The organism is Mycobacterium sp. E2238 (genome assembly GCF_001672665.1).
In the GTDB taxonomy this organism is placed as follows: domain Bacteria; phylum Actinomycetota; class Actinomycetes; order Mycobacteriales; family Mycobacteriaceae; genus Mycobacterium.
In genome coordinates this window covers 24,868-39,925 of the sequence record NZ_LZKF01000145.1, presented here as the reverse complement: position 1 = coordinate 39,925, position 15,058 = coordinate 24,868, and the positions used below count along the sequence as shown (strand labels likewise).

12 protein-coding genes are annotated in these 15,058 nt (G+C 71.4%); 11 read left to right on the top strand and 1 reads right to left on the bottom strand.

The features are described from left to right. Positions 1-103: 103 nt before the first annotated feature. Entirely contained in the window at positions 104-1,210 is a 1,107-nt protein-coding gene (locus A5711_RS12120) for an FAD-dependent monooxygenase (protein WP_067946734.1), read from the bottom strand. Positions 1,211-1,280: 70 nt separating this feature from the next. On the opposite strand from A5711_RS12120, the gene A5711_RS12115 reads away from it, so the two are divergent. The 11 genes from A5711_RS12115 to pgeF all read left to right on the top strand — a co-directional run bounded on the left by A5711_RS12115 (position 1,281) and on the right by pgeF (position 15,054). After that, a complete protein-coding gene (locus tag A5711_RS12115; RefSeq protein WP_197500953.1) occupies positions 1,281-1,886 on the top strand; it encodes a TetR/AcrR family transcriptional regulator in 606 nt (201 codons plus the stop codon). Between the two features lie 63 nt (positions 1,887-1,949). Beyond that, a complete protein-coding gene (locus A5711_RS12110; RefSeq protein WP_067946730.1) occupies positions 1,950-3,512 on the top strand; it encodes a UDP-N-acetylmuramoyl-L-alanyl-D-glutamate--2,6-diaminopimelate ligase in 1,563 nt (520 codons plus the stop codon). After that, positions 3,509-5,035 (top strand): UDP-N-acetylmuramoyl-tripeptide--D-alanyl-D-alanine ligase, encoded by a 1,527-nt coding sequence (murF, locus tag A5711_RS12105; protein ID WP_067946728.1) that lies wholly within the window; start codon positions 3,509-3,511, stop codon positions 5,033-5,035. Before A5711_RS12110 ends, murF begins: the two co-directional genes overlap by 4 nt. Continuing rightward, positions 5,032-6,111, top strand: coding sequence for a phospho-N-acetylmuramoyl-pentapeptide-transferase (gene mraY / locus A5711_RS12100; RefSeq protein WP_067946726.1), 1,080 nt, complete (start codon positions 5,032-5,034; stop codon positions 6,109-6,111). The genes murF and mraY overlap by 4 nt, the downstream gene beginning before the upstream one ends. Before the next feature lies 1 nt (position 6,112). Next, the gene (gene murD, locus A5711_RS12095) at positions 6,113-7,570 is read left to right on the top strand and encodes a UDP-N-acetylmuramoyl-L-alanine--D-glutamate ligase (RefSeq protein ID WP_156744905.1); all 1,458 of its coding nucleotides are present in this window, start codon (positions 6,113-6,115) and stop codon (positions 7,568-7,570) included. Between the two features lie 6 nt (positions 7,571-7,576). After that, positions 7,577-9,223, top strand: coding sequence for a putative lipid II flippase FtsW (gene ftsW / locus A5711_RS12090; RefSeq protein ID WP_067946724.1), 1,647 nt, complete (start codon positions 7,577-7,579; stop codon positions 9,221-9,223). Next, positions 9,220-10,440, top strand: coding sequence for an undecaprenyldiphospho-muramoylpentapeptide beta-N-acetylglucosaminyltransferase (murG, locus tag A5711_RS12085; protein WP_067946722.1), 1,221 nt, complete (start codon positions 9,220-9,222; stop codon positions 10,438-10,440). Before ftsW ends, murG begins: the two co-directional genes overlap by 4 nt. After that, positions 10,437-11,897 (top strand): UDP-N-acetylmuramate--L-alanine ligase, encoded by a 1,461-nt coding sequence (gene murC, locus A5711_RS12080; protein WP_067946720.1) that lies wholly within the window; start codon positions 10,437-10,439, stop codon positions 11,895-11,897. The genes murG and murC overlap by 4 nt, the downstream gene beginning before the upstream one ends. A 32-nt stretch (positions 11,898-11,929) precedes the next feature. Next, the gene (locus tag A5711_RS12075) at positions 11,930-12,874 is read left to right on the top strand and encodes a cell division protein FtsQ/DivIB (RefSeq protein ID WP_067946768.1); all 945 of its coding nucleotides are present in this window, start codon (positions 11,930-11,932) and stop codon (positions 12,872-12,874) included. A gap of 222 nt (positions 12,875-13,096) precedes the next feature. Further along, positions 13,097-14,248, top strand: a complete 1,152-nt coding sequence (gene ftsZ / locus A5711_RS12070; protein WP_067946718.1) for a cell division protein FtsZ — start codon at positions 13,097-13,099, stop codon at positions 14,246-14,248. 101 nt (positions 14,249-14,349) lie between these two features. Then, positions 14,350-15,054: a peptidoglycan editing factor PgeF gene (gene pgeF, locus A5711_RS12065; protein WP_067946716.1), complete on the top strand. Its 705-nt coding sequence runs from the start codon at positions 14,350-14,352 to the stop codon at positions 15,052-15,054. Positions 15,055-15,058 lie beyond the last annotated feature (4 nt).

Here is a 15,058-nt window from a genome sequence, read left to right as displayed (position 1 = left end):
GACGAGGGCATCGATCACGGTGTCGTCGACGGGCTCTCCCGTCACGATCACTCGATAGTGGAGCGGGCCGACCCACGGCGGCGTGGACGTCGAGCGCCCGTGTTTAGCCCTGAGCCCTGAAAGCGCGGTTGCGGGCGTCGATCTGTTGTTGGGTCGCCGGAACCAGGCGGTCGCCTCCGGGCGCCGCCATTGCCTGAATCCTGGTCGCGTGCTCTCGCTGCTCGCGGTCGTATTGCTGCAACGCGGGGGGAATGTCGTCGGGGTGGTCGCGCAGAGCTTGGGCGAGAAACCATGCGCCGGTCAGAGCCAGGCTGGTGCCGCGGCCGGTCAGGTTGGAGGTGCAGTGCGCGGCGTCGCCGACGAGCACCACGCGGCCGCGGTGCCAGGCGGGCAGGTGAATCTGGCTGACGGAATCGAAGTACAGGTCCGGGTCCGCGACCGCCGCATCGAGGAGTTGGGGGATTCGCCATTCGGTGTGTCCGGCGAAGGCGTCGGTGAGGATTCGCTTCTGGGCGTCCAGGTCGTGGTAATCGTATTCGATCCAGTCCGATCGAAACATGAAGACCGCCAACGCTTTGTCGTTGTAGGCGGCGATGCCGATCAGGTGACCCGGGAAGTTGTACATCGGGTTGATGCGGCCGTTGGGCGTGTAATTCGGCAGGGCGGCCAGGGCGACGTAGAAGCCGAGGTGGCGCAGAAACTGCTGTTCGGGCCCGAACGTCAGGCGGCGCACGGCCGAGTGCATCCCGTCGGCGCCGACGACCAGTTCGTAGCGCTCACGGGTGCCCGAGGCGAACCGGACGTCCACACCGCGGTCGTCGGCTTCGAGTTCGGCGATCGATTCTTCGAATCGCACCTCCGTCGCCGGCCCCAGGCGGTTGTAGAGGATGTTGGTGAGGTCTTCGCGGGGAATCTCGATGTCGTCGGACGAGTCGTTGATCTCATCGAGTGGCGGTTCGGCCACGACGGCGCCGTCCGCGTCGACGAATTGCACGCGCTCGCTCATGTCGACCCGGCGGTCGAGAATTTGTCCGAGCACCCCCATCTTGTCGGCGATGCGAATGGCGTCGTCGCCGCGAATGTCGATGGGGGATCCGTTGACCCGCAGATGGTTGGCGCGCTCGACGATGGTGACGTCGTGGCCGTCGGCGCCCAGGTCGATGGCCACGCTCAGGCCCGCGATTCCGGCGCCGGAAACGAGAATCCGCATCTGGTTCCCCTCCTTCAAATAAGATACATGCCGTATCCTATGACCATAGGTCCGGCTGATAGGAAACGCAATGTCTCTTAATGCGACCGGTCCGAACCGTCGTCGCCGCGGCCCCGCGTTGGAGGAAGCGTTGCTGGACGCCGCGTGGACCGAGCTGACCGAACGCGGTTATGACGACATGACGATGGATGCCGTGGCCGTGCGGGCGGGCACGAGTCGCGCGGTGCTGTACCGGCGCTGGCCCAACAAGCAGGAGCTCGTGCTCGCCGCGCTGGCGCACGAGGTGCGAAAGGATGTCGTCGTCGTACCCGACACGGGCAGCCTGCGCGGCGACGTCATCGAACTGCTTCGGCAGGCCAACAAGCTCAGGGTGGGGTTGGCGGTGGCGTTGATGACCCGGCTGGGCGGCTTCTACGAGCAGACCGGCCGCAGCCTGGCCGACCTCAGGGCGTTCGTACTCGGCGACCGCGACGCGGTGTTGGAACAGGTTCTCCAGCGGGCCATCGACCGTGGCGAGATCCAGCCGGAACAGGTCACGGAACGGATCGCGCGGGTGCCCGTGGAGTTGTTTCGCTACGAGATCATGATGACGCTGCAACCCCTGTCCGACCACACCATCGTGGACATCGTCGACACCATCTTTCTGCCGCTGCTCGAATCGCGTAAGGCCCGGTGACGCCCGCGTGGGCGCGGGGAGACCGCGCGCCCGCCGCTCCTCGGTAGGGTGTCATGGCCGATCATGAGGACCACGCGCGTGGACGGGAGGTGTGCCGTGCCCACTGATTTGCGCCCCAGCGCCGGCGCTGGCACGCCCCTGCCCGCGCTGGCGGCCCAGGTCGGGGCGGTGCTCGCCGACCGCGGCGCGGCGGTGCCCGACGTGGCCGTCACCGGGGTGACGCTGCGCGGCCAGGACGTGCGGCCCGGCGACCTGTTCGCCGCGCTGCCGGGCGCCTCGACGCACGGGGCGCGCTACGCGGCCGAGGCGATCGAGAAGGGCGCCGTCGCGGTCCTGACCGACGCCGCCGGGGTCGCGGAGATGGGTGCGTCGGCATCGGCCGTCCCGACGCTCGTGCACCCGGCGCCCCGCAGCGTGCTCGGCGCCCTGGCCGCCACGGTGTACGGGCACCCGTCGGAGCGGACGACGGTGGTCGGGATCACCGGAACCTCCGGCAAGACCACCACGACGTATCTGGTCGAATCCGGGTTGCGCGCGGCCGCGCGCACGGCCGGGCTGATCGGCACCGTCGGCATCCGCATCGACGGCGCCGACGTTCCGAGCGCGCTGACCACCCCGGAGGCCCCCGCGCTGCAGGCCATGTTCGCGGCGATGGCCGAGCGCGGCGTCGACACCGTCGTCATGGAGGTGTCCAGCCACGCGCTGGCGCTGGGCCGGGTGGACGGCACCGGGTTCGCGGTGGGCGCTTTCACCAACCTGTCCCGCGACCACCTCGACTTTCACCCCACCATGGCGGACTACTTCGAGGCCAAGGCGAGGCTGTTCGATCCGGCGTCGCCGCTGCGGGCCCGCCGGGTCGTGGTCTGCGTCGACGACGACGCCGGGCGCGCCATGGCCGCCCGCGCCGGTGACGCGATCACCGTCAGCACCGGCGACCAGCCCGCGCACTGGCGCGCCATGGACGTGATCCCGCTGGGTGCCGGAGGGCAGCAGTTCACCGCGATCGATCCCGCCGGCGTGCGCCATCGGGTGGGCATTCGGCTGCCGGGGCATTACAACATCGCCAATTGCCTTGTCGCGCTGGCGATTTTGGATGCGGTGGGCGTGTCACCGGAGCAGGCGGCGCCGGGGCTGCTGGAAACCCGGGTGCCCGGTCGCATGGAAGACATCGACTGCGGCCAGGATTTCCTCGCGCTGGTCGACTACGCCCACAAGCCGGGCGCGCTGCGGGCGGTGCTGACCACCCTGGCGCGACCGGGGCGCCGGCTGGCGGTGGTGTTCGGCGCCGGCGGCGAGCGCGACCCGGGCAAGCGGGCGCCGATGGGCGCGACCGCGGCCGAGCTGGCCGACCTGGTCGTCGTCACCGACGACAACCCGCGCGGCGAGGACCCCGCCGCCATTCGCCGCGAGATCCTGGCCGGGGTGGCCGAGAGCCGCGGTGCGGCCGAGGTGGTCGAGATCGGCGACCGGCGCGCGGCGATCGAACACGCGGTGGCCTGGGCCGGGCCGGGCGACGTGGTCCTGGTGGCGGGCAAAGGCCACGAAACCGGCCAGCGCGCGGCGGGGGAGGTCCGTCCCTTCGACGATCGGGTGGAGCTGGCCCGGGCGCTGAAGGCGCGGCAATGATCGACCTGACCGTCGCGCAGGTCGCCGACATCGTGGGCGGAACGCTGGCCGACATCTCGCCGCAGGCCGCCGCGGGGCTCCGCGTCACCGGCACCGTCGAATTCGACTCGCGCGCCGTCGGTCCCGGCGGGCTGTTCCTCGCGCTGCCGGGGGCCCACGCCGACGGGCACGACTACGCGGGCGCGGCGGTGGCGGCCGGCGCGGTGGCCGTGCTGGCCGCCCGGCCGGTGGGGGTGCCGGCCATCGTGGTGCCTCCGGCGGCGGCCGCCCGCGCCGATGGCGGCCTGGCCGGGGTGCTCGAACACGACACCGACGGCTCGGGCGCGGCGGTGCTGGCCGCGCTGGCCAAGTTGGCCAAGGCGGTGGCCGCGGAGCTGGTCGCCGGCGGCCTGACCATCGTCGGCATCACGGGTTCGTCGGGGAAGACGTCGACCAAAGACCTCGTCAAAGCCGTGCTCGAGCCGCTGGGCGAGGTAATCGCCCCGCCCGGGTCGTTCAACAACGAGCTCGGACATCCCTGGACCGTGTTGCGCGCGACGCGGGACACCGACTACCTGGTCCTCGAGATGTCGGCCCGCCATCCCGGCAATATCGCCGCGCTGGCGGAGATCGCCCCGCCGACGATCGGGGTGGTGCTCAACGTCGGCACCGCCCACTTGGGCGAGTTCGGCTCCCGGGAAGCCATCGCGCGCACCAAATCCGAACTGCCCCAAGCCGTTCCGTCGTCCGGAGTGGTCGTCCTCAACGCCGACGACCCGATCGTGGCGGCGATGGCCGACGTCACCGAGGCGCGGGTGGTGCGGGTCGGCCGGTCCAGCCGCACCGATTCCGGTCCCAGCGACGTCTGGGCCGACGGAGTGTCGCTGGACGAACTGGCCAGGCCCCGCTTTACCCTGCACGCGATGGACAGCGCGGTCGAGGTGCGGCTGGGCGTGTACGGCGACCACCAGGTCGCCAACGCGCTGTGCGCCGCCGCCGTCGCGCTGCAATGCGGCGCCACCGTCGAGCAGGTCGCCGCCGCGCTGTCGCAAGCCGGGCCGGTGTCGCGGCACCGGATGCACGTGACCACCCGCGCGGACGGGGTCACGGTGATCGACGACGCCTACAACGCCAACCCCGACTCGATGCGCGCCGGGCTGCAGGCGCTGGCCTGGATCGCCCACGGCGCCGACGAAAAGCGCAGGAGCTGGGCGGTGCTCGGCGAAATGGCCGAGCTCGGCGACGACGCGGTGGCCGAACACGATCGCATCGGCCGGCTGGCGGTGCGCTTAGATGTGTCTCGACTTGTCGTCGTGGGAAGTGGGAGGTCGATGAGCGCCATGCACCACGGAGCGGTCATGGAGGGCTCGTGGGGAGCTTCCGGTGATCGGGGGGCCGTCAACGTGGCCGACGCCGACGCCGCGCTCGCGTTGCTGCGCGCCGAAGTCCGGCCCGGCGACGTGATCCTGGTCAAGGCCTCCAACGCGGCCGGCCTGGGCGCGCTGGCGGACGCGCTCGTGACCGAGGGCGGGACGGGCGCGTGAGGCAGATCCTGATCGCCGTGGCCGTCGCGCTCGCCGTGTCAATCCTGTTGACCCCCGCGCTGATTCGGTTGTTCACCCGGCAAGGCTTCGGCCATCACACCCGCGAGGACGGCCCGCCCAGCCATCACGCCAAGCGCGGCACGCCGTCGATGGGCGGGGTGGCGATCCTGGCCGGCATCTGGGCGGGATACCTCGGGACGCACCTGGCCGGGCTGGCGTTCGACGGCGAGGGCGTTTCCGCGTCGGGCCTGCTGGTGCTGGGCCTGGCGACCGTGCTCGGTGGCGTCGGCTTCCTCGACGACCTGATCAAGGTTCGCCGGTCGCGCAACCTCGGGTTGAACAAGACGACGAAAACCATCGGGCAGGTCGCCGCCGCGGTGCTGTTCGGCGTGCTGGTGTTGCGGTTCCGCAATGGCAGCGGGTTGACACCGGCCAGCTCGGACCTGTCCTACGTGCGCGAAATCGCCACGGTCACTTTGGCTCCGGGGCTGTTCGTGTTGTTCTGCGTGGTCGTCGTCAGCGCCTGGTCCAACGCGGTCAATTTCACCGACGGCCTGGACGGGCTGGCGGCCGGCTGCATGGCGATGGTCACCGCCGCCTACGTGTTGATCACCTTCTGGCAGTACCGCAACGCCTGCGTCACCGCGCCGGGGCTGGGCTGCTACAACGTGCGCGACCCGCTGGACCTGGCGCTCGTCGCGGCCGCCACCGCGGGCGCCTGCATCGGCTTCTTGTGGTGGAACGCCGCTCCCGCAAAGATTTTCATGGGCGACACCGGGTCGCTTGCCCTGGGCGGCATCATCGCGGGCCTTTCGGTGACCAGCCGCACCGAGATCCTCGCCGTCGTGCTGGGGTCGCTGTTCGTCGCCGAGGTCACCTCGGTGGTGCTGCAAATCCTGGCGTTTCGCACCACCGGGCGCCGGGTGTTCCGGATGGCACCCTTCCACCACCATTTCGAGTTGGCCGGCTGGGCCGAAACCACGGTGATCATCCGCTTCTGGCTGCTCACGGCGATCACCTGTGGCCTGGGCGTGGCCCTCTTCTACGGTGAGTGGCTGGGCGCGATCGGTGCCTGACGTGCCCGGGCTCGAGCCCTTGGCGCCGGGCGCACCCGTGCTGGTGGCCGGCGGCGGCGTCACCGGCAAGGCGGTGCTGGCGGCCCTGGCCCGGTTCGGCGCGGCGCCCACCCTGTGCGACGACGACCCGGCCACGTTGCGCCGCTACGCGGAGACCGGCGTGGCGACCGCGACCACGTCGGTGGCCACCCAACGCGTTGCGGAGTACGCCCTGGTGGTCACCAGCCCGGGATTTCGGCCGGACACACCGCTGCTGGTCGCCGCGGCGGCGGCCGGAGTGCCGGTCTGGGGCGACGTGGAATTGGCCTGGCGGCTCGACGCGGCGGGCCAGTACGGGCCGCCGCGGCGCTGGCTGGTGGTGACCGGCACGAACGGCAAGACCACCACGACGTCGATGCTGCACGCGATGTTGACCGCCGCGGGCCGCAGCAGCCTGTTGTGCGGCAATATCGGCGATCCCGTCCTCGATGTCCTGGACGCGCCCGCCGACCTGCTGGCCGTCGAGCTGTCCAGCTTCCAGCTGCAGTGGGCGCCCTCGGTACGGCCCGAGGCGGGTGTCGTCCTCAACATCGCCGAAGACCACCTGGATTGGCACTCCACCATGGCCGAGTACACGGCGGCCAAGGCGCGGGTGCTCGACGGCCGGGTGGCGGTCGTGGGGCTCGACGACGCCCGGGCGGCCGCGTTGCTGGACACCGCCGCGGCCCCGGTGCGCGTCGGCTTCCGGCTCGGCGAGCCGGCGGCGGGCGAATTGGGCGTGCGCGACGGCCAACTCATCGACCGCGCCTTCGCCGACGACCTCGCGCTGCTGCCCGTCGAGACGATCCCGGTCCCGGGGCCCGTCGGCATCCTCGATGCGCTTGCCGCGGCGGCGCTGGCGCGCAGCGTCGGTGTGCCGGCCGACGCGATCGCCGAGGCGATCGCGTCGTTCCGGGTGGGCCGGCACCGGGCCGAGGTGGTCGCGGTCGCCGACGGGATCACCTACGTCGACGACTCGAAGGCCACCAACCCGCACGCCGCCGAGGCGTCCGTGCTGGCGTACCCGCGCGTGGTGTGGGTAGCGGGCGGTTTGCTCAAGGGCGCATCGGTGGACGCGGAGGTCGCCAGGATGGCCCCCCGGCTGGTGGGCGCGGTGCTCATCGGCCGAGATCGCGAAGAGGTTGCGGAGGCGTTATCGCGACACGCGCCGGATGTCCCCGTCGTCCAGGTTGTGACAGGCGAGGATGCTGATATGAATGCGACGGCTGTGGCCACTGGTGCAAATGTGACAGAAGTGAAACATTCGGGCGGCGGCCTCGGCACTTCCGTCATGACCGCGGCGGTGGCCGCGGCCCGCGACCTGGCCCGGCCCGGCGACACGGTGTTGCTGGCCCCGGCCGGCGCGTCGTTCGACCAGTTCAGCGGGTATGCCGACCGTGGCGACGCCTTCGCCGCCGCCGTCCGCGCGGCCACCCGGTAGGCGGGCGTGGGTAATCCGCTGGCCCGGCTGAGGCGCCGGGGCAAGGCAACCGAAGCGACCGCCGACGCCGCCGCGGCCGAGCCGGGAGAGGCCGACGCCGACGAGGCGACCGGCCCCGTGGACACGGCCGGCACGTCCGAGGCCAAGCCGGCTGCAAAAGCGCAGGCCAAAACCGGAGAGCGCAACCGGTTCGGGGCCTGGCTGAGCCGGCCCATGACCTCTTTCCACCTCATCATCGCGGTGACCGGGCTGCTGACCACGCTCGGTCTGATCATGGTGCTCTCGGCGTCGGGTGTGCGGTCCTACGACGCCGACGGGTCGGCGTGGGTGATCTTCGGCAAGCAGGTGTTGTGGACGGTGATCGGCCTGGTCGCCTGCTACGCCTCGATGCGCATGTCGGTGCGGTTCATCCGCCGCGTCGCCTTCACCGGCTACGTCGTCACCGTCATCCTGTTGGTGCTCGTGCTGGTGCCGGGCATCGGAAACCTGGCCAACGGGTCGCGGAAGTGGTTCGTCATCGCCGGCTTCTCCATGCAGCCGTCCGAGCTGGCCAAGATCGCCTTCGCGATCTGGGGTGCCCATCTGCTGGCGGCCCGCCGGGGGGAGCGGGCGTCGCTGCGCGAGATGCTCATCCCGCTGGTGCCGGCCGCGGTCATCGCGCTGGCGCTGATCGTGGCCCAGCCCGACCTGGGGCAGACGGTGTCGCTGGGCATCATCCTGCTGGCGCTGCTGTGGTACGCCGGCCTGCCGCTGCGCGTCTTCGCCACCTCGCTGCTGGCGGTCTTCATGGCCGGCGCGATCCTGGCCATGTCCGCGGGTTACCGCTCGGACCGGGTGAAGTCCTGGATGAACCCCGAGAACGACCCCATGGACACCGGCTACCAGGCCCGCCAGGCGAAGTTCGCCCTGGCGCACGGCGGCATCTTCGGCGACGGCCTGGGCCAGGGCGTGGCCAAGTGGAACTACCTGCCCAACGCCCACAACGACTTCATCTTCGCGATCATCGGCGAGGAATTGGGCTTCGTCGGCGCGTTCGGCCTGCTGGTCCTGTTCGGGTTGTTCGCCTACACCGGGATGCGCATCGCCCGCCGCTCGGCCGACCCGTTTCTGCGGCTGCTGACCGCCACCACGACGATGTGGGTGCTGGGCCAGGCGTTCATCAACATCGGTTACGTGATCGGGATCCTGCCGGTGACCGGGATTCAGCTGCCCCTCATCTCCGCGGGCGGAACCTCCACGGCGGCAACGCTTTTCATGATCGGGATCATGGCCAACGCGGCCCGTCACGAGCCCGAGGCGGTGGCGGCCCTGCGCGCCGGCCGCGACGACAAGGTGAACCGGTTCCTGCGACTGCCGCTGCCCCAGCCGTACGCGCCGACCCGGCTGGAGTCGTTCCGCGACCGTAAGCGCGGCGGCAAGCAACCGGCCAAGGGCGCCCCTTCGCGCAACGGCACCCGAAAGGCCGCCCAGGCGCCCGCCCCCAAGCGTTCCCGCAAGGCCTCCGTCAAGGCCCAGGAACCGCTGCGGCCGGCCTTCTCCCGTACAGCCGCCCGGCCGGCCCGCAGGGCGGTGCATCATGGATCTGGCCAGCGATACGCCGGCCAGCGTCAAGCACGGCGCGCTCGCGCATTGGAAGGTCAGCGTTACGGGTGAACGACACGGTCAGCAAGCCGGCCGGCGGGCTGGGGGCAACCCCCCAGCCCGCCGGTGCCGCGTTGTCGGCTCTTAAGCCTTCCAAGCCGCTGTCGGTCGTGCTGGCCGGCGGTGGCACCGCCGGCCATGTGGAGCCCGCGATGGCGGTCGCCGACGCGCTGAGCGCGCTCGACCCGCAGGTGCGCATCACCGCGCTGGGCACCCACCGCGGGCTGGAGACCCGGCTGGTGCCCGAGCGCGGTTACCACCTCGAGCTGATCACGCCGGTGCCGTTGCCGCGCAAGCCCACCGGCGACCTGGCCCGGCTGCCCCCGCGGGTATGGCGCGCGGTCCGGGAGGTCCGGGCCGTGCTCGACGAGGTCGACGCCGACGTCATCATCGGGTTCGGCGGATACGTGGCGCTACCGGCGTACCTCGCCGCCCGCGGGATTCCCCGCGGCCTCGGCCGCAGGCGCCGGGTCCCGGTGTTGATCCACGAGGCCAACGCCAGCGCCGGGCTGGCCAACCGGGTCGGCGCCCGCCGTGCCGACCGGGTGCTCTCCGCGGTGCCCGATTGCGGCCTGCCGCGCGCCGAGGTGGTCGGCATACCGGTGCGGGAGGCCATCACCTCGCTGGACCGCGCCGCCCTGCGCGCCGAGGCGCGCAGGCACTTCGGCTTCGCCGACGACGCGCGGGTGTTGCTGGTGTTCGGCGGCTCGCAGGGTGCCGTGTCGCTGAACCGGGCCGTGTCCGCCGCCGCCGCCGACCTGGCCGCCGCGGGCGTCTCGGTGCTGCACGCGCACGGACCGAAAAACACCCTCGAGCTGCGGCAGAGCCAACCGGGTGACCCGCCGTACGTGGCGGTGCCCTATCTCGACCGGATGGACCTGGCCTACGCCGCCGCCGACCTGGCGATCTGCCGTTCGGGCGCGATGACCGTCGCCGAGGTCTCGGCGGTCGGATTGCCGGCCATCTATGTGCCCCTGCCGATCGGCAACGGCGAGCAGCGGCTCAATGCGCTGCCCGTGGTCAACGCCGGGGGCGGCATGGTGGTCGCCGACGCCGCCTTGACGCCGGAGCTGGTCGCCCGCGAGGTGGCCGGGCTGCTCAACGACCCGCCGCGGTTGGCCGCGATGACGGCGGCCGCCGCGCGCGTGGGGCACCCCGACGCGGCGCGCCAAGTGGCACAGGCGGCGCTGGATATCGCCAGGAAGGCAGCGGCGGGAGGGCGACGGTGAACGCCGAGCAGCTGCCGCCCGAGCTGCAGCGGGTGCACATGGTGGGCATCGGCGGAGCCGGCATGTCGGGCATCGCCCGCATCCTGCTGGACCGCGGCGCGCTGGTATCCGGGTCGGACGCCAAGGAGTCGCGCGGGGTGCACGCGTTGCGGGCCCGGGGCGCGTCGATCCGCATCGGCCACGACGCGTCATCGCTCGACCTGCTGCCGGGCGGCCCCACCGCGGTCATCACCACCCACGCCGCCATCCCGAAGACCAACCCCGAGCTCGTCGAAGCCCGACGGCGCGGCATCCCGGTGATCCTGCGGCCCGCGGTGCTGGCCCGGTTGATGGACGGGCGCACGACGCTGATGGTCACCGGCACGCACGGCAAGACCACGACGACGTCGATGTTGATCGTGGCGCTGCAGCACTGCGGACGTGACCCGTCGTTCGCGGTCGGCGGCGAGATGGGGGAGGCCGGCACCAACGCCCATCACGGCAGCGGCGATTGCTTCGTGGCCGAGGCCGACGAAAGCGACGGCTCGCTGCTCGAGTACACGCCCAACGTCGCGGTGGTCACCAACATCGAGGCCGATCACCTGGACTTCTACGGGAGCGCCGACGCCTACGTCGGCGTGTTCGACGCCTTCGTGGAGCGGCTCGCGCCGGGGGGAGCGCTGGTGGTGTGCGTCGACGACCCGGGCGCGGCCGCGCTGGCGGAGCGCACCGCCGAGCTGGGAATTCGGGTGCTGCGCTACGGATCCGCGCCGGAGAAGGACCACGCCGCCACCCTGTTGTCCTGGGAGCAGCAGGGCACCGAGGCGGTCGCGCACGTCCAGCTGGCTGGCGAGAAGTACCCCCGGGTGATGCGGCTTTCGGTGCCCGGACGGCACATGGCGCTCAACGCGTTGGGCGCGCTACTGGCGGCGATCGAGATCGGCGCACCGGTCGACTCGGTGCTCGACGGGCTGGCCGGTTTCGAGGGGGTGCGCCGCCGGTTCGAACTCGTGGGCAACGCCGGTTCGGTGCGCGTCTTCGACGACTACGCCCACCATCCCACCGAGATCAGCGCCACCCTGGCGGCGGTCCGCACGGTCCTCGAGCAGAGCGGCGGTGGTCGCAGCCTGGTGGTTTTCCAGCCCCATTTGTATTCGCGCACAAAGGAATTCGCCGCGGAGTTCGGGCGCGCGCTCGATGCGGCCGACGAGGTGTTCGTCCTCGACGTCTACGGCGCGCGCGAGCAACCGCTCGCCGGCGTCAGCGGCGCCAGCGTCGCCGAGCACGTCAGCGCGCCGGTGCGCTACCTGCCCAACTTCTCGGCCGTGGCCGAGCAGGTGGCCGCGGCGGCCGGGCCGGGCGACGTCATCGTCACCATGGGTGCGGGCGACGTGACCTTGCTCGGGCCGGAGATCGTGACCGCGCTGCGGGCGCGGGACAACCGCAGCGCGCCCGGCCGCCCGGGAGTGTTGCGATGACCCAGCCGAACGACGCCGACCGACCGGCGTCGATGCGGGCCGCGGAGCGGTCGGCCGAAGACGCGGGCAATCTGCACGTGGGCGAGCCCGCCGGGGACGACGTCACCGAACCGCTGTTCGTCGGGGGGCCCGGGGCCGAAACCCCGGTCACTCCGGACGAATTCGAGGGGCCACGCCGGCGGGCCCGCCGCGAAAGGGCCGAACGGCGGGCCGCGCAGGAGCGTGCCACCGCCATCGAAGAGGCCCGCCGGGAGGCCAAACGCCGGGTCACCGGCCGCACGGCCGACGAGCCCAAACCCGTCGCGCGGGGCGTGGTCCGTGGCTTGAAGATGCTGTTGGTCACGGTCTTGCTGGTCGTCCTCGGGATCGGGCTCGCGCTCATCCTCTACTTCACGCCCGCGATGTCGGCCCGCAACATCGTCGTGGTCGGCACCGGGGTGGTGACCCGGGAAGAGGTGCTGGACGCGGCGCGGGTGCGCCCGGGGACGCCGCTGCTGCAGATCAACACCAACCAGGTAGCCGACCGGGTGGCGGCGATCCGGCGGGTGGCCAGCGCGCGGGTGCAGCGGCAGTATCCGTCGGCGCTGCGCATCACCATCGTCGAGCGAGTTCCGGTGGCGGTGAAGGACTTTCCCGACGGCCCGCACCTCTTCGACCGTGACGGCGTCGATTTCGCGACCGGTCCGCCGCCGCCGGCGCTGCCGTATCTCGATGTCGCCGACCCGGGCCCGAACGACCCGGCGACCAAGGCCGCGCTGCAGGTGCTGACCGCGCTGCGGCCCGAGGTGGCAGGTCAGGTGGGCCGGGTCGCGGCCCCCTCGGTGGCCTCGATCACGCTGACGCTGGGCGACGGCCGCACCGTCATCTGGGGGACGACCGATCGCACCGACGAGAAGGCCGAGAAGCTGGCCGCGCTGCTGACGCAGCCCGGGCGGACCTACGACGTCTCGAGCCCCGACCTTCCCACGGTGAAGTAACGACGCCGGCTGTGACCGCCGTAACAGAAAAAATTTGCGGGCGGCGCGTCGGCGCGCCTGCGGGGTTAGGGCGCGCCATACCCATACCGTTCTGGTTGCGCGGAACTACTTGACATAACTCTAACTCTATGGTTGAGGTTGAGGGTTTGCCAGGGAGGACCGCGGACGCTCGGGAGGAAACCCGTCGCGCAGAACTGAGCCCACCAGGGAGGAAAACGAATGATGACCCCCCCGCATAACTACCTGGCCGTGATCAAGGTCGTGGGTATCGGTGGCGGCGGCGTCAACGCCGTGAACCGAATGATCGAGCAGGGCCTCAAGGGCGTGGAGTTCATCGCGATCAACACCGACGCGCAGGCGCTGTTGATGAGCGATGCCGACGTCAAGCTCGACGTGGGCCGCGACTCCACCCGCGGGCTGGGCGCCGGCGCGGACCCGGAGGTCGGCCGCAAGGCCGCCGAGGACGCCAAGGACGAGATCGAGGAGCTGCTGCGCGGCGCGGACATGGTGTTCGTCACCGCCGGCGAGGGCGGCGGGACGGGCACCGGCGGCGCGCCGGTCGTGGCCAGCATCGCGCGCAAGCTGGGCGCCTTGACCGTCGGCGTGGTCACCCGGCCGTTCTCGTTCGAGGGCAAGCGGCGCGGCAACCAGGCCGAGAGTGGCATCTCCGCGTTGCGCGAGAGCTGCGACACCCTCATCGTGATCCCCAACGACCGGCTGCTGCAGATGGGCGACGCCGCCGTGTCCTTGATGGACGCGTTCCGCAGCGCGGACGAGGTGCTGCTCAACGGCGTGCAGGGCATCACCGACCTGATCACCACCCCCGGCCTGATCAACGTCGACTTCGCCGACGTCAAGGGCATCATGTCCGGCGCGGGCACCGCGCTGATGGGCATCGGCTCCGCGCGCGGCGAAGGACGCTCGCTCAAGGCGGCCGAGATCGCGATCAACTCACCGCTGCTGGAAGCCTCGATGGAGGGCGCCCACGGCGTGCTGATGTCGATCGCCGGCGGCAGTGACCTGGGCCTGTTCGAGATCAACGAGGCGGCCTCGCTGGTGCAGGACGCCGCCCATCAGGACGCCAACATCATCTTCGGCACGGTCATCGACGATTCGTTGGGTGACGAGGTGCGCGTCACGGTCATCGCGGCGGGTTTCGACGCCGCAGGCGCCGGCCGCAAGCCCGTGGTGGGAGGCACTGCCGCGGAGAAGGGCGGGGCGCACCGGATCGAGTCGGCGAAGGCCGGCAAGCTCACCTCGACGCTGTTCGAACCCGTCGACGCCGTCAGCGTGCCGGTCCACACCAACGGCGCCACGCTGAATATCGGCGGTGACGACGACGACGTCGACGTGCCGCCGTTCATGCGCCGCTGAGAGTCTCGATTCGCTTGCCAGTGCGCGACAAACCGGCCACGAAAGATAGGCGCCGGATGGCGCTGCCCGCTGGCAGGCGGTGCACTCCGGATACTGAAAAGGTGAGCGTGCGCATCCGGCGGGTGACCACCAGCCGCGCGGGCGGTGTCTCGGGACCACCGTTCGACACCTTCAACCTCGGCGACCACGTCGGTGACGATCCGGCTGCCGTCGCCGCCAACCGGAACCGACTGGCCGCCGCCATCGGCCTGGGCCCCGACCGCGTGGTGTGGATGAACCAGGTCCACGGTGATCGGGTCGAGGTGGTCGACGGACCCCGGGATGCCGTCGACGGCACCGACGCGTTGGTGACCAGCACCCCGCGACTGGCGCTGGCCGTGGTGACGGCCGACTGTGTGCCGGTGCTGTTGGGCGACGTACGCGCCGGGGTGGCCGCGGCGGTGCATGCGGGCCGCGTCGGCGCGCAGCTCGGGGTGGTGGCCCGCACCGTTGAGACGATGCTGAGGCTGGGCGCGCATGTCGAGGACATCTCGGCCCTGCTGGGTCCGGCGGTCAGCGGGCGCAACTACGAGGTGCCCGCGGCCATGGCCGACGAGGTGGAGGTCGCGTTGCCCGGCAGCCGCACCACGACCGCGGCGGGCACTCCCGGGCTCGACCTTCGGGCCGGAATCGCTGGCCAGCTAAAGCAATTGGGCGTCACGGCCATCGACATCGATCCGCGCTGCACCGTGGCCGACCCGACGTTGTTCAGTCACCGCCGGGACGCCCCAACCGGGCGGCTCGCCTCGCTGGTGTGGATGGAGTGACTGC